This is a genomic window from Nostoc sp. (assembly GCF_036917515.1).
Classification (GTDB): Bacteria; Cyanobacteriota; Cyanobacteriia; order Cyanobacteriales; family Nostocaceae; genus Nostoc.
This window is the reverse complement of record NZ_JBALDE010000218.1, coordinates 1-20,475: the sequence shown is the minus strand read 5'-3', so window position 1 is coordinate 20,475 and position 20,475 is coordinate 1. Positions and strand designations below refer to the sequence as shown.

At 39.8% G+C, this 20,475-nt stretch carries 17 protein-coding genes and 1 pseudogene; 8 read left to right on the top strand and 10 right to left on the bottom strand.

Going from position 1 to position 20,475, the window contains the following annotated elements; genetic code table 11:
• Positions 1–165: 165 nt before the first annotated feature.
• Positions 166–975 carry an ABC transporter permease gene (locus V7K89_RS28395; protein WP_335193208.1) on the bottom strand — a complete coding sequence of 270 codons (810 nt, stop codon included), beginning with the start codon at positions 973–975 and terminating at the stop codon, positions 166–168.
• Positions 976–1,759: 784 nt separating this feature from the next.
• On the opposite strand from V7K89_RS28395, the gene V7K89_RS28390 reads away from it, so the two are divergent.
• Positions 1,760–2,845: a glycosyltransferase family 4 protein gene (locus V7K89_RS28390; RefSeq protein ID WP_335193295.1), complete on the top strand. Its 1,086-nt coding sequence runs from the start codon at positions 1,760–1,762 to the stop codon at positions 2,843–2,845.
• Positions 2,846–2,942: 97 nt separating this feature from the next.
• On the opposite strand, the gene V7K89_RS28385 is transcribed toward V7K89_RS28390, so the two are convergent.
• On the bottom strand, positions 2,943–4,574 hold the full coding sequence (locus V7K89_RS28385) for a DUF655 domain-containing protein (RefSeq protein ID WP_335193206.1): 1,632 nt from the start codon (positions 4,572–4,574) through the stop codon (positions 2,943–2,945).
• Positions 4,575–4,792: 218 nt separating this feature from the next.
• On the opposite strand from V7K89_RS28385, the gene V7K89_RS28380 reads away from it, so the two are divergent.
• Positions 4,793–5,962: a cysteine desulfurase family protein gene (locus V7K89_RS28380; RefSeq protein ID WP_335193204.1), complete on the top strand. Its 1,170-nt coding sequence runs from the start codon at positions 4,793–4,795 to the stop codon at positions 5,960–5,962.
• Between the two features lie 235 nt (positions 5,963–6,197).
• On the opposite strand, the gene tftA is transcribed toward V7K89_RS28380, so the two are convergent.
• On the bottom strand, positions 6,198–7,550 hold the full coding sequence (gene tftA / locus V7K89_RS28375; RefSeq protein WP_335193202.1) for a hormogonium tapered terminus morphoprotein TftA: 1,353 nt from the start codon (positions 7,548–7,550) through the stop codon (positions 6,198–6,200).
• 179 nt (positions 7,551–7,729) lie between these two features.
• Here tftA and dnaG point away from each other — a divergent pair, with 179 nt between their 5' ends.
• On the top strand, positions 7,730–9,730 hold the full coding sequence (gene dnaG / locus V7K89_RS28370; protein WP_335193293.1) for a DNA primase: 2,001 nt from the start codon (positions 7,730–7,732) through the stop codon (positions 9,728–9,730).
• A gap of 78 nt (positions 9,731–9,808) precedes the next feature.
• Positions 9,809–11,044, top strand: a complete 1,236-nt coding sequence (locus V7K89_RS28365) for a DUF4336 domain-containing protein (protein ID WP_335193199.1) — start codon at positions 9,809–9,811, stop codon at positions 11,042–11,044.
• A gap of 249 nt (positions 11,045–11,293) precedes the next feature.
• Here V7K89_RS28365 and V7K89_RS28360 read toward each other — a convergent pair whose 3' ends face one another.
• From V7K89_RS28360 to V7K89_RS28345, 4 genes are all read right to left on the bottom strand, one after another.
• On the bottom strand, positions 11,294–11,968 hold the full coding sequence (locus tag V7K89_RS28360) for a response regulator transcription factor (protein WP_335193197.1): 675 nt from the start codon (positions 11,966–11,968) through the stop codon (positions 11,294–11,296).
• Positions 11,969–12,035: 67 nt separating this feature from the next.
• Positions 12,036–13,454 carry a sensor histidine kinase gene (locus V7K89_RS28355; protein WP_335193195.1) on the bottom strand — a complete coding sequence of 473 codons (1,419 nt, stop codon included), beginning with the start codon at positions 13,452–13,454 and terminating at the stop codon, positions 12,036–12,038.
• A 44-nt stretch (positions 13,455–13,498) separates the two neighbouring features.
• Positions 13,499–14,233 carry a DUF4079 domain-containing protein gene (locus V7K89_RS28350; protein WP_335193193.1) on the bottom strand — a complete coding sequence of 245 codons (735 nt, stop codon included), beginning with the start codon at positions 14,231–14,233 and terminating at the stop codon, positions 13,499–13,501.
• Between the two features lie 190 nt (positions 14,234–14,423).
• On the bottom strand, positions 14,424–14,804 hold the full coding sequence (locus V7K89_RS28345; RefSeq protein ID WP_334906620.1) for a hypothetical protein: 381 nt from the start codon (positions 14,802–14,804) through the stop codon (positions 14,424–14,426).
• 253 nt (positions 14,805–15,057) lie between these two features.
• Between V7K89_RS28345 and V7K89_RS28340 the strand changes: the two genes are divergently transcribed.
• Positions 15,058–16,041: a DMT family transporter gene (locus V7K89_RS28340; RefSeq protein WP_335193191.1), complete on the top strand. Its 984-nt coding sequence runs from the start codon at positions 15,058–15,060 to the stop codon at positions 16,039–16,041.
• Between the two features lie 88 nt (positions 16,042–16,129).
• A pseudogene (locus V7K89_RS28335) lies at positions 16,130–16,498 on the top strand (IS701 family transposase); the annotation flags it as partial.
• Between the two features lie 7 nt (positions 16,499–16,505).
• Here the strand turns inward: V7K89_RS28335 and V7K89_RS28330 are convergent.
• The 3 genes from V7K89_RS28330 to V7K89_RS28320 form a co-directional block, all read right to left on the bottom strand.
• Positions 16,506–17,477 carry an MvdD family ATP-grasp ribosomal peptide maturase gene (locus tag V7K89_RS28330; RefSeq protein ID WP_335193189.1) on the bottom strand — a complete coding sequence of 324 codons (972 nt, stop codon included), beginning with the start codon at positions 17,475–17,477 and terminating at the stop codon, positions 16,506–16,508.
• A gap of 80 nt (positions 17,478–17,557) precedes the next feature.
• Positions 17,558–18,547 (bottom strand): MvdC family ATP-grasp ribosomal peptide maturase, encoded by a 990-nt coding sequence (locus V7K89_RS28325; protein WP_335193187.1) that lies wholly within the window; start codon positions 18,545–18,547, stop codon positions 17,558–17,560.
• Positions 18,548–18,729: 182 nt separating this feature from the next.
• Positions 18,730–19,023, bottom strand: a complete 294-nt coding sequence (locus V7K89_RS28320) for a microviridin/marinostatin family tricyclic proteinase inhibitor (protein WP_335193185.1) — start codon at positions 19,021–19,023, stop codon at positions 18,730–18,732.
• Between the two features lie 465 nt (positions 19,024–19,488).
• Here V7K89_RS28320 and V7K89_RS28315 point away from each other — a divergent pair, with 465 nt between their 5' ends.
• Together V7K89_RS28315 and V7K89_RS28310 are read left to right on the top strand one after the other, a co-directional pair.
• Positions 19,489–19,869 (top strand): hypothetical protein, encoded by a 381-nt coding sequence (locus V7K89_RS28315; RefSeq protein ID WP_335193183.1) that lies wholly within the window; start codon positions 19,489–19,491, stop codon positions 19,867–19,869.
• 40 nt (positions 19,870–19,909) lie between these two features.
• On the top strand, positions 19,910–20,236 hold the full coding sequence (locus tag V7K89_RS28310) for a hypothetical protein (protein ID WP_335193181.1): 327 nt from the start codon (positions 19,910–19,912) through the stop codon (positions 20,234–20,236).
• Positions 20,237–20,475: the final 239 nt, after the last annotated feature.

The following is a 20,475-nucleotide window of genomic DNA, read 5'->3' as shown; positions in this document are numbered from 1 at the left end:
ATTTAAGAGAGTGACATTAGGGGATTTAAAATTCAGAATGATACTGATATTTATACGTTATGGCAAGCATAACTCACCCGATATTTTAATATAGCTGTTGTTCATTATCCAAAAAAGTTCATAAAGAACCAAATTACCCATAATTTTTATTGGCAATAGCGAGTCTTATTTGAAAGTTTTGTTCTCTCCAGAAGCGCGAATTAATTCAGCTACAAGGGCAACGATCGCAGATACTGAAATTAACATGACACTTAGAGCATTAATATCAGGTTTAACTCCGGTTCTAATGCGGCTAAAAATTTCCATTGGCAGGGTGTTAGAACCGCTACCAGCAGTAAAACTGGCGATGAGAAAGTCATCTAAGCTGAGGACAAAAGCCAACAGACAACCAGCAACAATCCCTGGCATTAATTGAGGTAACAATACTTTGATGAAAGCTTGGGTTGGTGTAGCACCTAAATCTAGTGCTGCTTCTTCTAAGTGGGGATCTAAATTAGTTAGTCGAGAAGCAACCACAAGTCCGACGTATGCCAGACAAAACACGATATGGGCTGCAACTATCGTCCACAAACTCAAAGGTATCGCAAAGGCTGCTAGACATACTAGGGTAGCCACTGCGATCGCAATATCGGGAATAATCAATGGTAGGTAAGCAATACCACGATACAATTTTTTGCCAGGAAATTCATAACGCGCCAACCCTACCGCCATCAAAGTTCCCAGCACTGCTGAAATTGCCACAGCACAACCAGCAACTATCATACTGTTTTGCAAAGCTGATAAGATGCGATCGTCACTGAACAACTTGCGATACCAATCGAGAGTAAATCCTTGCCAAGCTGCACTATAGGGCGACTGATTGAAGCTATAAAAGCCAAGTACCAATATGGGCAGGTACATGAACACAAATATCAACAGTGAGAAAACCGCTTGCCATGAGACACGCGGTTTTTTGATCGGTGGAGAGATATTCACGTTTATATATGATTTTTCTTGATAAAAATCAAAAATATCACATTTAATGTAATAAGTCAATGATTTAACTATCTTCTCTCTCTTTTGACTAGTAGAGAATCCAATAGTATCTCAATTAATCAGACAAACAGCTTGAACAACTGGTTATAAGGTAGATAAACTTTCGCCCACACTAGACATCTGGTGAAAAAGAGACGTGGCAGTGCTACGTCTCTACAAAAGTTATGGATAACGCATATTTAATTTCTAAAGATGTCTAATAGTTAATTGTTACCTTTAAAAATTTAAATATAACTTATAAGAAAAATTGCTGTTTCTGATTTCCAACTACCTACTTTACTAATATCTGTTCTTTGAGCCACTCTAAATTATTCTTGACAGTACCGAAAGCCGCCCAAAAAGTGACTACACGATTTGTTATTTAATTAACTTTTGTAAATTAGATATTAACAGGCGATAGCAAAGTTTTTCTGACTATTATCAGCATTTAACTTCAAATTTGACGATTTTAGGTAATTTCTGTTTTTCAAAAACATCTACATTTAATATTGCACTAAATTACCAAAAAATACTAATCCAGAATGTCTTTACCTCTTTAGGAGTGGGTAATTTCCGTACTAGGATAGACAGAGATTCTAGAAGTATGAGCTTAAGCTTTAAAAGCAGTTGTTAATAAGTTTAGGATCTGAAGTTCCTTTCTGATGCCAAGTGAATCAATTACAAGCACTAAAACAACAGAAATCAAAAACTTCTAATTCAATTTTTATTTTTTAGGAGATTTATGATGCGAATTGCTCAAATAGCTCCACTATGGGAAAGAGTTCCACCTCCAGCTTATGGGGGTATAGAGTTAGTAGTGGGGTTACTGACCGATGAATTAGTCCGACGCGGACACGAAGTAACTTTATTTGCATCAGGAGATTCTATTAGTTTAGGAACATTAACATCAGTTCATCCTCGTGCCCTCAGACTCGATTCTAATATCAAAGATTACGGCATTTACGAGATGCTAAACGTAGCTTCAGTGTATGAACGTGCAGAGGAGTTTGATGTTATTCACTCGCATATCGGTTATGGGGCACTGGCTTATGCAAATCTGGTAACAACTCCTACGATTCATACGTTGCACGGTATTTTTACACCTGACAACGAAAAGATGTTTAGTTTTGGTAAAAAACAACCCTACGTGAATATTTCCAATGCCCAACGAGAACCAAGGTTAGGGTTGAACTGTATAGCGACGGTTTACAACGGAATTGATGTTAGCAGCTATGAGTTTCACTCCCAACCAGAAGATCCCCCTTACTTAGCGTTTTTAGGTCGGATATCTCCAGAGAAGGGAGCGCACTTAGCCATAGAAATTGCCAAAGAAACTGGTTGGCATTTAAAAATGGCAGGTAAAATAGATGTTGTTGATATGGAATACTTTCAGAAGGAAATTAAACCGCACATTGACGGGGAGCAAATTGAGTATCTGGGTGAAGCCAACCATGCTCAAAAAAATGCTCTGATGGGTGGTGCAGTAGCAACTCTATTTCCGATTACTTGGCGAGAACCGTTTGGATTGGTGATGATTGAGTCAATGGCTTCGGGTACGCCAGTGATTGCGATGAAATTGGGGTCTACTGAGGAGGTGATTTCTCAAGGCAAGACGGGTTTTCTCTGCAATAATATTCAAGAGTGCATTAGTGCTATTGATCGCGTCATAGAGTTAGACCGCTTTGCCTGTCGTCGGTATGTCGAAAACCTTTTCAGCGTTGAACACATGACTGATGGCTATGAGGCAGTTTATCAACAAATAATAGCAGAACGATTTTCTCAGAATGGGCATTTCCGCAGTTTGGTTAATTTAGCTAGCGATCGCATTTAGATTTCGCATTTGTGTAATACTACAGTGCTGGCGAATAAAATTTGCGGCTACACAAATAAAGCTCACCTCCGTGGGCTAATAAAAAATGCTGGGCACTTTACCAAGTGATGCGCTCGCTCCATTTTCCCAACATCTTAGCACTCACTCCTGGAACTCTTTCTAAGTCTTGTAAAGATGTAAATTTTTGCTGTTGACGACTAATAATTATTCGCTGTGCTAACTTCTTACCCACGCCAGGGAGAGTTACTAATTCTTCTAAACTGGCGGTGTTGATATTTATTTTTTGAATTGCTTGTAACTCAGTTGATGAAGAAGTTTTTATTTGAGGACACCGTGTTTGTTCTAATTTAATTTTTTGTTGAATTGCTGGTGGTAAGCCTAGTTTAACTTTGGTATAAAGACGAGCAAATTCTCGCACATAATGGGCAGCAACTATCGGATTCTCAATCACGACAAGTGTCTCGTCGTTACCATTATTGGCAGCATCTGACCAATTATGAGAACCTGTAATTACAGTTTGACTATCAATAACACCAAATTTGTGATGCAATAAATCGCCTTTGGGTAACACAGGTACACCTACGGTAGTAATTGGATTTGACCAAGGATGATTGTCAATTTCATATTTACATTTGTTACTCAGAGCAACCCCCATCATATCTAATGCTTCGCTATAAGAACGGTAAGCGAATTGTGGTTCAATTAAAGCGCGAATTTGCACACTTTGTTGATGGCGTTTTTCTAAAATATTGGCAAGACGCTGTTCAGAAAGGACAAATAACGCCATGTCAATAGATTTGGTTGCTGAATCTAAAGTTTTAGCAATTAAACCATTACTACTGTTATTCCAAGGTTGAGTTGGAGAAGTAGGCGAAAATTGCACAGTAATTTTGGTATTACCCAAAGTTATTTGTTTAGGTAAACGCAGCGGTTTTTTTAAACCAAATCGACTATCTGGTTGACCTCCCGGCCCATCTCCCCATAAAATGTTAAACTCTTCTGTAAATGAAGATGCTAATTCCGGGCTGTCAATCTGCAATAAATTATTGGCATTGCCTAAACTGCTGGAATTTGTAAAATCACCAGAAGTATCACTTAATGTAAAATTGGCCGAAGTGATAATTACAAGGCGATTGTCCACAATCACAAATTTGTGATGCATCAAGCTGCTACCTTCTGAACCATCTGCTCGATCGTCTAGCCAGGGAATTTTGGCATTCTGCAAAATTATCAAAGCATCTCTTTGATTAGTTTCGGCTGAACTGAGTTGATTATCTTGGTTAATATCGATAAATTGGCGAAATTCTTTGTAGCGTTCTTGTTCTCTTTTATCTAACTTACCTACTTCAGTAGATGTTAAGCTACTCCAAGGTCGGCTATAGGTATTTTCTAAAATTATCCTGACTTTTATCCCAGCTTTTTGTCTATCAACCAGTGCTTGGGCAACTTTGGGTAAACGTAATTCTTGCACCGCCACATCTACTGTAGATTTAGCTTGCGTAATAGCATCGGCAATCTGTTTTTCTAAATCATCCCCAAGGCGAGTTTGCTGACGGTAAGCTTCTTGGTATTGTGAAGACTCAGAATGGTTAAAGTAAACTTGAATTAACGGGTCTTGTGGTAAGGGTGCTGGACGCTGATTATAAGACTGGACTCGTTGACAACCAACAAGGGAGAATGTCAGTAAAAAGATATATAAAAAATATTTTTGTCTAGAGAGAAGTTGCACTGTAATCTGTTAAAAGTGGATTGGAAGTGGATATATTTATCATTCCCAAAATTTTGTGTTCTGAATTAATTAGAGAAATAAGTTTCCAAGTAAAAGGAAGAATCCACTATTAGATGTAGAATTACAGATATTTTTTTCAGAATTTGTCCACTAAAACTGTATATGCTGACAAGATCGGCAGTCTATCACTAACGTGTGTTCTCACCATTATCGGTTATATGCAAATTTATCTAGATTACAGCGCCACTACTCCGACTCGAAAAGAAGCGATCGCAGTTATGCAAACAATCCTCACTCAAGAGTGGGGCAATCCTTCCAGCTTACATGAGTGGGGACAACGGGCGGCAACGGTTGTAGAACAAGCCAGAGTCCAAGTTGCTGGTTTAATTAACGCCACCACTCCTGAATCGATCGTTTTTACTTCTGGCGGCACTGAGGCAGATAATCTAGCAATTATGGGTGTGGTTCGGTTGTATGCTGTTCCTCAACATCTAATTATTTCCAGCGTTGAGCATTCCGCAATTTATGAGACAGTACGGTTGCTAGAAATGTGGGGTTGGGAAGTTACACGTTTGTCTGTAGATATTAAAGGCAGAGTCAACCCCTTAGATTTAAAAGCGGCGTTGCGACATAACACAGCCTTAGTTTCTATAATTTACGGTCAAAGTGAAGTTGGGACTGTGCAACCAATCGCAGAACTGGGTAAGATAGTGCGATCGCATGGTGCTTTGTTCCATACAGATGCGGTGCAAGCTGCGGGACGCTTACCCATAGATGTGCAACAACTCCCAGTAGACTTACTTAGCCTTTCTAGTCATAAAATATATGGGCCCCAAGGTGCAGGGGCGTTGTACGTGCGTCCTGGTGTGGAATTGATGCCTTTACTCGGTGGTGGTGGACAAGAAATGGGACTGCGTTCTGGTACGCAAGCAGTACCGATAATTGCCGGATTTGGTGTAGCAGCAGAATTAGCAGCGCAAGAATTGGCTACAGAAACACCACGGTTGATTCAATTACGCGATCGCGCCTTTGCCCAATTAACTGAAATTCCTGGTTTAATTCCTACAGGGGATACTTGCGATCGTCTACCTCACCATGTCAGTATGTGCCTAGAAAACGCCGATGGGGAAAAACTCAGCGGTAAAACCTTGGTACGACAGTTAAACCTTGCTGGCATCGGCATCAGTGCTGGTGCTGCTTGTCACAGTGGTAAACTTAGCCCTAGCCCGATATTGTTAGCAATGGGCTATGCAAAAAAAGCTGCTTTGGGAGGAATTCGCATCACATTGGGGCGTGATACTACCGAAGCTGATATAGATTGGACGGTGATGGTGTTGAAGCAAGTTTTGCAAAGGCTAACACCGGATTTATCTTTAGTTAAACGTTGATTGCTCATACTAAAATTTATACCAATTCAAAAAATGTTTGCGACAGATATTTTCAAATTGGTATTAGGGGATGAGGGCAACTCTAAAACGCTTTCTCTTACCTAACTTTTACCTTAAGTTTTTACGAATGTGAGTTGATGCACTCCTTGGACATTTCATCGCGATGTCTACGACGGGCTACGCCTACGCTCAAATTCATATTTCTATTCTGCAATACCAATTTTCTTTTCCTTACTCAAAGAAGTCCTGCTGATTCATATAATCGTTTGAGCATTGCTGAAATCTTTGTACCATAATCCAAATCTGCTGACCACCGTCCTGATAGCTGATCGATTAATGGCGCAATCCCGCGTGTGACAAAGCGAAACCTTGGATCTACTACTTCTTGTACCAAAGGTTCTAAGCTAGCGTAAGCTTTCAAATGTTGGATGTGCGCCCTGACTCCAATTCTGGCACTTGGAAAAGACGCAGCCTCCGAACCACCACCGATCGCACCTAAGCCTGCAAAGTTATTTTGCTCAGGTCTAATATCACCACCAAACCGTAAAAATCCAGTTTCTACACACATTTGGCAAAAGGCAATATCATAGTTCACTCCTTCTATACCTGATTCTTCGCGATAAAGTTTTGGGATATCAGGAAACTTTGCTAAAGCATTTTCATTATTATTTCTCAGAAATAATTGTAACTGTACTTCGGAAGTATTACCGTTTGACATCACCCGCGAAAATTGACCGGGGCAAACTACTAAATTTGATCGCAAGCTGACAGTACGTGTTGCAGCATCCCAAGTAACTGCAATATTAAAATCTCGCAGTTCGATCGCTTTGACATAAACTACTTTGTGATAGGTAATCCGATTGACATTAGCCGCTTTTGAAAGGTCAATTCGTAAAAGGTCTATTAAATCAATGGGTATGTAAGCATTACCATTAACTAAAACACCTTGCTCGGTGTAACTTTGTCCATTAATATTGATATTAATTGGCGGATAATTTGCTTGTGTTGGAGTTCCAGGAGTGGGGTCAATTACACGACTCCAAGTCACCAATCCATCAACAATTCCCAAAGCAAAATCGCGGCGACGATTTTGCAGCAAAGCCCGATCCTCTGGATTGCTAAGAAACCCCACTTGTATCACCAAAGCTGGCAGCGTTGTCTGGCGACAGAATGCTAACCTACCCAATCCACTATCTGTATCTGGCTTGACTCCGCGATTCGGTAATTGGGGTACGCGGCGCAACAACCCAACTAGTAACTGTTCAGCATTACTCTTGCGATCGCTATTATTAGTAATGTAGAAAACACTAGCCCCACGCACAGAAGGGCTGTTAGCTGCATTAGCTGCAATTTCTAGAGCGACATCACCCCGACGGCCGCGAGAATTGATCCAGGTGATAGTTTGGGCAGCGCTCAAGTCATCAGGAACCGCCAAAATTTCCAAACTCCGCGCTCTCAGTTCCGTGACAATTAAATCCCGCAGCAAAATCATTTCTTTTGCTTCACTTGTACCACCTGCGATCGCACCTTGATCTATTCCTCCGGCTTCTTTGCCTCCATGAGCCGCTGATATAAAAATACGCCCCATCTTCAGTATTTCCTCTGATAAAATTAAGTTTAAGCAATTGTATAGATCATTCTTGGTCTAGCAACAAGAATATAATAGCGATCAGAAGTCATTTGTCCTTTGTCCTTTGTCCTTTTTTCAAAGTTAATGCCTAATGACTAATGACCAATGACCAATGACCAATGACTAATGACAAAGCCATGCAAATCCCCCGCTTGCACCCAGACACAATTGAGGAAGTTAAACTACGGGCTGATATTGTAGATGTCGTCTCAGAATACGTAGTTTTACGCAAACGAGGAAAGGATTTTGTCGGTTTGTGTCCCTTCCACGATGAGAAATCTCCCAGTTTCACCGTTAGTCAAACCAAGCAAATGTACTATTGCTTCGGCTGTCAAGCTGGGGGAAATGCCATTAAGTTTGTCATGGAGCTGGGGAAGCGTTCTTTTGCTGATGTGGTGCTAGATTTAGCACGGCGTTACCAAGTACCTGTACAAACTCTCGAACCAGAACAACGCCAAGAATTACAGCGTCAGCTATCTTTGCGTGAGCAGTTATATGAAGTTCTGGCAACGTCCGCACAGTTTTATCAACACGCCCTCAGACAATCTCAAGGGCAAAAGGCACTTCAATATTTGCAATCTAATCGCCAACTCAAAGAAGAAACTATACAGCAATTTGGTTTAGGTTATGCCCCCGCAGGTTGGGAAACTCTCTATCGTTATTTAGTCGATGATAAACATTATCCAGTGCAAATTCTGGAAAAAGCGGGATTAATTAAACCACGCCGGGAAGGAGCTGGTTATTATGATGTATTTCGCGATCGCTTGATGATTCCCATTCGTGATGTCCAAGGGCGCGTCATTGCCTTTGGTGGTAGAACCTTGACGGATGACGACACTTGCTTCAACGGGGGGAACCCCCGCAACGCAGTGTCTCAGCAACCTAAATATCTCAATTCACCAGAAACCGAACTTTTTAGTAAAGGTAAAACATTATTTGCCCTCGATCAAGCTAAGGGTGGGATTTCTCAACTCGATCAAGCGGTGGTGGTGGAAGGATATTTTGATGCGATCGCTCTCCATGCTGCTGGTATTAATAACGCCGTTGCTTCTCTCGGTACAGCCTTAAGCTTAGAACAAGTCCGGTTAATATTACGGTACACCGAATCGAAACAATTAGTACTCAACTTTGATGCTGATAAAGCCGGAACTAATGCCGCCGAAAGAGCGATCGGTGAAATTGCTGAATTAGCATACAAAGGAGAAGTTCAGCTAAAAATTCTCAATTTACCTGATGGTAAAGATGCTGATGAATACTTGCATCAGCGAACTCCCGAAGATTATGGAGAACTGCTAAAAAATGCGCCACTTTGGCTAGACTGGCAGATTCAGCAAATTATTCAAGACCGAGACTTAAAACAGGCTACTGATTTTCAGCAAGTAACTCAGCAAATAGTCAAATTACTTAAAAATATAGCTAACAGCGATACACGAAATTATTATGTTTCTTATTGTGCTGAAATACTCAGCTTGGGAGATACCAGACTCATACCTCTCCGAGTCGAAAATCTGCTAACTCAAATTGCTCCGGCTGCGGCTACATACTCTAAGCCTGTGTCAGTGAAGAAAGCATGGGGAAGTGGTAAATCTCCACTCCCCATTTCCAACTCCTCACTCCCCACAGAACGCAGCCTTTTAGAACACGCAGAGGCGTTATTATTGCGAGTTTACTTACATTGTCCCGAACAGCGTCAAATGATTGCTGACGAACTAGAGGAGCGAGATTTGCAATTTAGTCTTTCCCACCATCGATTTTTATGGCAACAGATTTTAGAAATTTTATCCAGTGATGGAGAAACGAAAAACTTTGCGTCTCTACCAAATTTAATTTCTCGCCTCCAAGATAGGTTCTTAGAATTTGACAGCGAGATCGGGTTAATTTCTCATTTATTTCATGTGGATGAAAAAAACCAAAAAGAAATACTGCGGACTCCGCAAGTAGTTCAAGCTGCGATCGCTTGTATGGATTTAGTCATGCTTGAAAAACGCTATCGTCACTTTTTGGAACTATGGCAACAAACCGATCCAGAAGCAGAACCAGAGCGGTATCAATATTATTATCAGGCTTTCTACGCTGAAAAAATCAAGCTTCAACAAATAGACCGACAACGGTTATTTTCCATCACAGAGCTAAATTGACACAATAGCAATACTTTCAGTATTCACTTGCTAACTCTCCCGATTGAACCTTAACACTCACAGGACAATGGAACGACGATGAACTCACAAGGATCTAAGTCGAGGGTTGAACTACAAGATCAAGGGATATCTCCTTTGAACAACTCAAAGGATTGGTCATGGCCATTCTGGGCTACTGTCCCACTGTACCCTTACGGCAAGCGGCGGACACTTCGCAAGGAAATAGTTAAGGACACTATCTGGACATTCGATCAGCTTCACGGCATTCTCTACACCATCGTGCCGATTCGGATGACTGTGGTCAAGCTCGCTGCCGGAGGTCTTCTGGTTTATGCTCCTGTTGCTCCCACAACTGAGTGTGTCCGCTTGGTTAATGAGTTGGTAGCAGAGCACGGTGCAGTTAAGTACATCATACTGCCAACGAGTTCTGGTTTGGAGCATAAAGTCTTCGTTGGCCCCTTTTCTCGTCGTTTTCCTGAAGCACAAGTCTTTGTTGCCCCGCATCAGTGGAGTTTTCCGTTCAACCTGCCGCTTAGTTGGCTAGGCTTTCCCCAAAAACGGACTCAAGAACTTCCACACGACTCAAGCCTTGCTCCCTTCGCTCTGGAGTTTGACTATGCAATATTGGACATCAATTTGGGACGAGGATCTTTTGCAGAAGTTGCAGTATTTCATAAGCGATCGCGCACTCTACTTGTAACTGATTCTATACTTTCTGTTCCAGTTGACCCACCAGAAATCCTCCAATTAGATCCTTATCCCTTACTGTTTCATGCCAGGGACAATGCCTGGGAGATGATCGAGGACAATGAAGACAACCGCCGCAAGGGATGGCAACGTATTTCATTATTTGCGCTTTACTTCCGTCCAAGTACCTTGGAAGTTACTCCCATCGGACAGATGTTTCGTGATGCTCTCAAAGCACCACAACGAACCCTAAAAACGTACTTTGGTTTATTTCCTTTTCGCTGGCGAGAAACCTGGAAGCAGGCATTTGACGCTCTACAAGGTCAGGGGCGACCATTTGTCGCACCAATTTTGCAAATCCTCATTTTTCCTCAAGCACCAAGACAAGTCCTCAACTGGGCTGATACAGTTGCAAGTTGGAATTTTCAGCAGATTATTTCCTGTCACTTTGACTCGCTAATTTTGGCAAATCCACGTCAATTTCGGCAAGCATTTGCTTTTCTTGAAAAAAATCTTTCTTCTAGCGAAAGCCAGCCTCTATTCGAGGAAGACTTAAAATTCATTAAAAAACTTGAAGCGGGTCTAGTTAAGTACGGTATCGCAACGCCAGCTAGAGAAAAGTTGTAATCAATAATACGTTTACCAAGGGGGATCGCATTTTTTTTCACTGGCTGATTTTACCTGCACGACAATGCTTTTATTTTTTGGAGTTGCTGCAACTGTGATTATTTTGACATGTATAGCAGGAGGCAGGAGGTAAAACTATTGCTAACTCTAGCATTCACCCCATCCTTATGTCCTAACCTGTGTGACTACGGCTATAGTAGTTACCGCATGGTTAAGGTAGAGAAAATCGAGTCAATTAGTGGGTTAAAACTATTCTCGAAGTACATAGCCCACGCCACGCACTGTATGAATCAAGCGTTTTTCATGATTCTCTTCTAGTTTTATACGCAAGTAACGGATGTAGACTTCAATGATATTGGAATTACCCATAAAGTCATAACCCCAAACTTTCTGTAGAATTTGGTCTTTAGTAAATACCTGACGGGGATGTGAAAGCATATACTCTAATAAATCAAACTCTTTTGCCGTTAATTCAATTGCCCGATTACCTCGGTAAACTTGGCGAGTACGATGACTTAAACTTAAGTCTTCAAACTGTAAAATGTCCTGATTTGTGTCTTGAGTACGGCGTAAATGAGCGCGGATTCTAGCTAGCAGTTCTTCAATACTAAATGGTTTGACCACATAATCATCTGCTCCAGCATCCAAACCTGCTACACGATCATTAACTTCATCTTTTGCTGTTAATAATATTACTGGTATAGAGATACCAGTTGCCCGCAACCGACGACAGATTTCTAAACCTGACAGTCCTGGTAGCATCCAATCAAGAATGACTAAATCCGGTGATAACTCCCGTGCTAAAGTTAAACCAGTGATTCCATCATGTGCCACATTTATATTGTAACCTTCGCTATTTAATTCTAATTCAACAAATCGCGCTAGTTTAACTTCATCTTCAACTAAAAGAATATTTGCTGACATATTTTTGCTCTGATAGCAGATATATAAAGTCAGAATATAATTGTCATTTCCAGCTACCTTTGGCTAACTATGTAAGTAAAGTTATTGTAAACTCACTTCCTTCTCCTAACTTGGATTGCACAGATACATTACCACCCATACCTTCTACAAGTGTTTTAACAATTGATAAACCCAAACCAGAACCTCCAGTAGATTGAGAGCGGGATTGCTCTACGCGGTAAAATCGCTCAAAAATCCGTGTTTGGTGTTGTAAAGGAATGCCATAACCTCGATCGGAAACTGTAATAATTGCTTTTTCATGAATTTTATTTAGCTTTATACTCACAGGCGTACCAGCTTCAGAATACTTAATAGCATTATCAATCAAATTTAGCAATACTTGTTTCAGACGACTGTAATCTGCTTTTACTTCAATAGGGTAAATTTTTGACTCGATTGTAATTAGGCGATCGCTATATTTTTGTGCCATGATAACGACTTCTTCAACTAAGTCATTCAGTACATAAGATTTCATCTGAAAATGTAAATAACCACTATCTGCTCGTGCTAAATCAAGTAAATCTTGTAGCAGGCGAATAGTACGTTCAGTTTCCGATGCAGCAGTTTCTAGAGCTTCTTGTTGAGTTTCTGTTAAGTTATTCTGCCGTCGCAAAACGCTTTGCAAATAACCATGTACAATCGTCAAAGGTGTGCGTAACTCGTGAGAAACGTTACTCACAAATTCTCGCTCTTGCTCCCAAGATTGCCAGAGGCGAGATAGTAACATGGTTAAAGTTTGAGCTAATTCTTTGACTTCACTGGGTGCATTATCAACATATAATTGTGCTTGTCCTAAATCTTTTATAGAAATGGCAGAAGTCATTTGACTTAGCTGACGCAGTGGTTGCAAAGAACGTCTAATATAAAATGTCATTATAGCTATCATCACAATAATTGCCGAAATACTAGCAATATTTAAACTCTGCACCATTGCTACAAACATCGTTTGTTCGCGAGTAATATTCTGTGCTACAAAGAGCTTACCTAGTAACTTACCCTGTACTTGCAAAGAACCACTACTTAAAACAAAGTAGCTTTGATTAACTTTGTAAATTTGTGCTTTAATCTGCATATTACTCAGAGACATCAACTGAGTCACTGTAGAATCAGATAACAAATCCAAAGTTATAGATTTTACCAATATTTTATCATCATCACTTTTTACCCATAATAATATTTTGGTATTTTCTAAGTTATTAATAGCCTTTTGTAACCCGGTTTCAGGTTGCATCATTTCACTATAAATTTGTACATCATGTGGCAAGCGTTGAGCAATTTGTTCTATATTCTGTTTATGACTATCAATCAAAAATTGCTGCATTTTCCAACGAGTCCATGCAGCAAGACTACCTAATATTAAAGCTGAAAACGTAGCAATACCAACTGTTATGCGTAGTTGTAATGAGAATGGGTCAAGATATATCCAAGTTTTTTTGCTTTGATTCACTATTTGAGTTTGAGTTGATAAAAAAGATGTTTATTTCTATATTATTAATGATTTGGTGGTAAATACAATGGTTGAATAGTACAAGATTTTGTGTCACATTTTTGTTCGTAAAGTATCTTAATATAGGGTGACTGCCAAGTAAGAGGAACTTCTAACAACGCCTGTGTTCCTGTTATTCCCTGCCCAATAAATAACAAAAGGGCGATGGAATTTAGAATAATGTGAACTTTGCGCCAGCTATTGGTTTTATCTTGATAAATGTCTCGCAAAATAGAGAGCGAAAAAATCATCAACAGAGCAGCAGTTAGCCCATAGTAGTAGTGAGAAATATACCATTGGTCAGTTTTGCGGTAGATACCATCTTGACAACCAAGCACTACTAATGCCATCCCTGTCAGGGTTGCAAATATGCCGCGCCATTTTTTCTCCTTTGCTTGATAGAGTAAATATAAAGAAGCGATCGCAGCCACGAACAATAGCCCAATAAAAATTACCTGGAATGGGGATTTCATCCAAACTTGATTGTCTAAAATATTATTTATAATATCGTTGGCGAACGCTATTAAAACAATACTAACAACTGCTCCAGTTAGCCAGTGACCCAACTGGACGTGTTCTTGTCCCACTGTGGGGGAAATTTTGCTTTTACCAGTAGTTAAAGTTTGCAATCGGCGTTGACGGACTTGTAAAGCACGGTTGACAATGATACCAATTAATGGAAAGACTACAAGTACAGCGATTGCTGGATGTAACAGCAGGATAATATCTTTAAATTCCATATCTGACCTCTCACCAAAAGTGATAAATTCCTTTTCTTAGACAATGCCTTTTGAGTAATTCTGCGGTTATTAGCAACTGCTAGAAAATTTCAGATTTCGGATAAATTTTTGGGTAGCGCTTGGCACTACCCTTTTTTAGATACTTATGAAGTGGTACACTACACTTAAACAAGCACCTACAACTAAAAATTTACTTAACTTCATCGGCGGCAAACTTAGTGACTTTACCCTTTTTAACTGCAACTATCACATCGTAAGTAGAACAATAAGCAAAGGTCACATTATTAGCTTTGTTATAAAGATTAACCACCATACCTGCACCACCAGGTTGAACAGCAAGCGGTTCAAGATCGCCAAAAAAGAAACGACGTAATTCGTCACCACCACCAAACTGACCCTTGTGCTTGATGACCAAATCAATCTTTTGTTGAGTAGTCAAACCTGTAGCATCTTTCATTTCTGCGGCTGATGCTTGCATCAGGGAAGGACTCACAGTTTTAAGTGGAACATTACAGGCTGTTAACATCCCAACAATAGCAACACTTGTAAGCACAGAAGAAGCGATTTTCATTTGTTTTTCCTTATATTGAAGCTCCTCAATAAACTAAAGCATCGCATCTGCTACTGAGGCTCAAATGAAACCAGTCTATTAATTATCTGAATTTATCCATTGGGAAAACTTAGTTTAGACTCAGCAGATTCTCAGTAAATTATGATATTCTTCTATCTCAGCTTGCTTTAAGTGTTTTCTCAGATTCATCTCATGTAAAATTAAGCAAGTCAGATGAGTATAGGAAAGAGTATTTCCTAGCAGTGGTGTTATTGTGAGCAGAGCGAGAAGATGGCATCCTTCTATCGATAAAATTCCAGGTCAAACCTATCTCTGGCTAGCAATCTTGATTTCTGGAGCCTCTAGTGCAGTTACCCGCAAGCTGACACAAATTGGCGCTCAACATTTCATAGATGGTCAAAATCCGATTTCTTTATGTAATGTTTTATTCATAGGGAATTTGTGTGCTTTGATAGTTCTGTTACCTATTTATAGGCAACAGTGGCAGAAAAAGACTTTGAAGCTACTGTCAAAAAAAGATTGGTTGGCGCTGACAGTAGTAGCTATTTTATCTGGAGCGCTGATTCCTGGTTTAGTTTTCCAAGCATTAGCATTAACAGAAGTTAATAATGTTATTTTGGTTGGACGCTTAGAGCCACCTCTAACTATGGCTTTATCAGTCTGGTTATTAAAAGAACAGGTAAATCGTTGGGAAATTCTCGGAGCGATCGCTGCATTTGTCGGTGTTACCCTTACTATTATTCTGCAACCTTCACAGGCAGCTACGATCAACATGGGTGTTTTAAGAGTGGGTGTTGGGGAATTTTTAGCGGCGGTAGCTGCTGTAGCTTCAGTCGCTTCAACGATTATTGTTAAAGTCAGAATCTCCAATATCCCAGTCGGAATCTTTAGTATATTTCGTACTGCTTTAGGAACTGTAATATTTTTCTTCGCTGCTTTAGTTCTCTATGGCAGCAACCATTTTATAAATGTATTCTCACCTTTCCTGTGGCAGTGGATGCTTGTTTATGGTGCTGTGATTGTGGTGTTAGGTCAGTTATTTTGGCTCAAAGGCTTAAGAGCTTCTACCGTGTCAGCAGCTTCCTTAGCAGGCTCTTTTACACCAATTGTGGGAATTATAGCAGCTTATTTAGTACTGGGTGAAGCTCCTACTCTAGCCCAGTATATTGGTGGTAGCTTGATTTTAGTTGGCATATTACTGAGCCAAGTTGGTATTCGCCCCCAGATTTATCGTTAAGTTGCAACTACTAACGGGACTTAAACGAAATAAGAGAGTAAAAAAGACTATAATGCATAAATAGCATAGCTTTCACGTTGAAAGAGATTTTATCACCAATATTTCCTTATCAATTGTCACACCACAATCGATAGTTGATACTTATGGTAATAGAAATTGAGTAGAAGTTTTCTATCAAGAAGCCAAGGGATGGTTAGGACTAAAAGAATATCAAGTCCGAGATAAAAGGAGTCTACTTCGGCATTTCATCTTAGTTTTCTGTGCCTATACTTTTATTCTTTGGCATCAGTTAAGTGGGGGATTAAGACGAAGGTGGGCTAACAGACCTTTGAATACTTTTACTGAAGCTTTAGAGGGCTTTAGAACGGCTATGTTTTATCAATTTTTCGATTGGTTAACACTGAATCGTGACCTGTTTGCCTCTTATAAAGCCAGTTTGGGCTACATTTGGGCTTGATTTTTGTTTAAGTCCCATTATTTAAAACCTCAGCGATCGCCTGGGAAATTGGTAAGCCAGGACAGCGTTCCAGCCAGAAGAACTCACCAACTGGGTTAACTTCAAGAAATACATGACGACCATCAGGAGTCAAAATGATATCAAGCGCCCCATAGTTTAAACGGAATTCTGCCATGAGTTTGAGCAATTTCTCTTCGACATCTTCGGGCAAAGCGTATGACTCCCAAGCGTCGAGTAAGGCGATTCCCTGTTTGCGCCAGTCGTAACGTGCCTTATCCAAAGCTTGAGAATCAACCGCAGCCGTTAGCACACGCTTACCTACAACAATTGTCCGCAATTCCAATGCCTTGGGAATCTTCTCCTGAAATGTCATTGGGCAGAAACGTAAGCCATCAAGGTTGTCTAGATCCTCTGATGAAATTGGATTTGTAAACACAACTTTTTCTCGCCCTCGTTCATCATAAATAGCAAAGGAAGACAGCATTTTGGTAATCATTCCCTGCTGACATTCTTGGGCAAATTGCTTTACTGCTACTGGATTATTTGTAGTCAGAGTGCGTGGCGTATCTAGACCGATATCTCCTGCTATTTGTAATTGCAGTTGCTTATTTTCTGCTCGGCGAATATTTGGCACAGGGTCAAGATGAAACCCCCTGATACTAGCAATCATTCCCTCAATACTGACACGAGATTCTTTCAGTGAGGCTTGTCTAAGTTGACTGTCCATTGAGTAGGGAATTTTTGATCCAATTGCAATGCGCCGATACCAAACTGCTGACACTTCATCTAAATCTAATGTCTGGTCATCGACACTCAGAATCACTCGCTTAGTACTACCATAGTAAATATCTAACTGTATTTCTGTGGGAAATCGGTCTGTATCAAAACGAAATGCTTTCTTTCCTTGGGCTTCAATTGCCTGAATAACTAGAGGAATACTTTCGTTATCTTGGCTGTGAGTAATTATTAAAATAGTCATTTACAAATATAGAGAATGAAGTACGCTACAGATAAATTTAGAGGTTATCAGTTAGTTTTGAATTTTTAAGTAAGAGCATTTTACTTTGGGCTTGTTGAAAGTAGTGCAGATGCGATAGCCAGAGCAATTGGATAGTCCAAATCTCTCTCCAGCATTCCCCACTCTCCTGTAGGATTAATTTCTAAAAAAACATATTCTCCTGATGGTGTTTTAATAAAATCAAATGCTCCAAAAACCAGTCCAAACTTGGCCATAAAGGCATCCAAACAACGGATTAGTTTATCAGGTAATTGATCTGGTTGCCAGGTCAGAATCTCTTTTGTCTCACGTCGCCAATCTTGGGTAGATGCTGCATACTCAGACGCATCTAGTGCCCCGACAAAGAGATTGCCATTCACATACACTACCCGTAGTTCTTGCTGTTTAGGGATTTGTTCTTGAAACATAACTGGACAATAGCGCAGTGTTTCAGCATCAAGTAAGTCTTCTTCTTTAACTACACTGGTATACATGAAAAAAGAGGAGGCTTGCATCCCAAAAGAAAGAGGTCTAAGCAGCTTGACAATCATTTTTCCCTTAACTTGGTAGAAAAATTCTCGTGCTTCTTGAGGATTATTGGTGACGAGAGTCCGAGGTATGACAAAACCTACTTCCGATGCAACCCGCAGTTGGCGTAACTTGTTTTCAGCTGCACTTATCCGGCGTAAATCATCCACCCACTTAGCTTCTCTCAGGCTGTCCCAAAAGCCATCTAAGACTGCAAGTGATTCATTAGAACAGGCTGCTTGAAATTGTGGAGCCAATTCTCTACCAAGATCGGGTTGCCAAATACGCCGCATCCATACTGCTTGCACTTGCTCGGTGTTGAGAAAGCAATCATTATATTCCAGTGTATGATTGCTACCAGAGTTACTTAAATTAGCCTGGAGCTGGAGTGCGATCGGAAACTTATCAGTATCAAGACGAAATGGCTGTGCGCCAAGTTTTGATACTGCTTCTGCAACTCTATCTATTGTAAAGTAATCACCACTATGGGTGATTAATAAAACTACATCACGATCAAGGTGCATAAAATATTTTTATTAGTTTTTGCATTTTCACTATTGTCAACTATTGAAAAAGCAAGATTTTAAAAAAGTGAACTTAATTTTAATGGGAAGCCAACTCCTAGATGAAGTTGGCAAAGCTAACTGTATTTTTATTCTGACAATAGTTTTAATACTGCATCTCTGGTGTAGTCAAAAGTATGCAGCTATGAAAGTGAAGATGGCGAACTATCCTCATTATCTGAAGGATACTTCTGAGTAACATAGTACTCATCACTATCAGAAGGGTACTTCTTGGTTGCTGAAGTGGCATCTTCTTGATCAGATGGAAACTTCTGAGTTTGGACAAGATCATCATTCTTCTTTGTAGCATTATTGCATCCACCAAGAATCGCTTTTGATTCTTCATCAGAAAGGTCTTCAATGCTTTGCCCTTCCAAGAATCGAGCAAAGAATGGTACTGCTTGTGAATTCAAATCTTCTGGTTTGTTTTTAGACACAATCTTCCTCCTATAAAAAGTGAATCTAAATTTAGACTGTATCTAATTATATGACATAATACTTACCAATATCTTTGCCCAAATAAGAGTTTATACATCAATTCACCCTCGGAAATTGGCGAATATATTAACTTAGCAAAACAAGTATTAATTTATTTTTTACCAAATATTTACTTTTGTGTAATTATGTTTGTATAAAGTTAAAAATATAATAATTTTTCTTAAGCAAGTATGAACGGGGCGCAATTGCTCATGCACCGAAAACTTATATGAAGCTGGCAATGGATATAGCACCTATAAAAGAATTTCGGCTTGCAGGTATCAACGTGGGTTTAGCTTCAGACAATGACAGTTGACAAAGTTGAAGTAATTAGTAATGTCCAGGCAATTGTTAAAAGATTCACTTAAATATCTGAATAATCATCCTAGAAATATTTTCGTTCTTCTTCAGAAAAAAGAAAAGTATTGCGAAAGATTACAGCAGATAGTATCAAATCATCAAGTGCAGTAGTAGAGGCTTTACGTTGGGCTAATCATCCGGAGATTTCCGGTTCTCATGATGCTGCCATTGATTTACTAGCAGAAAGTGACGATATTACACTTGAGTTAGCATTGTATCCTGGATTGGATAAGTTAATTTATGATAAAAACGTAGCAATTTTGCTCAGTGGAATTGTTCGTGCAGTAGGTATACCAATCCAGCAAAGACTCCAAGTTGTTTTGCAATATGTAAACACTGAAAAAAGAATTATAAAAGAATTAGTTATAGATGCCCTTGCTCTTTTTGCAGATGAAGCAAAGGAAAACAAAGCCCATAGCAAGATTATGCAAATTCGCCCAGGATAATAACAAGATAACTGATCTGGTTCCTTTTAAAACTAAGCGTTTGCAAAAGCTAGAAGCACAACTCGTTTTTTTAGAGCAGTTTCCTGAATTTAACCCTGGTGCAGAGCAACTTAAGGCGGAACTACAACGCCAGATTGAAGAGGAAACCAATTTCTTTCAGTCCAAGCACCTTGAAGACAAGACTGTTGAGGAGATTATTCAGGTAGGCAATAACCTGGGAATTTGGCGATCGCTGTCCAATAATGAGAAGGTTCAGATATATCGCCGCATAGTACATAGAATTTTCATTCGTGATGGTCAGATAGAATCCATCATTTTTCAAAACACCTCTTCTGTCACAGCAGAGAACCATGATGAATGTGCTTGAACTTATTCGACTAAATACAGTTAAGGTTTGAAGTTGCTTGCCAACTAGTTTTGCAGGAGTGGCAACCTGAAGACTTGAGTAAACCTAAATGCCCCAAATGCGATCGCAAATTCTATTCCCTAAAAACTGGGTGATGTATTGAAATTGGGTGTTGCATAATAAAGGGATGAGGAGAGGGTTCATACTGTGCATTGTCCATACTGTAAGTCTACGGAGATTAGAAAAAATGGAAAAAGAAG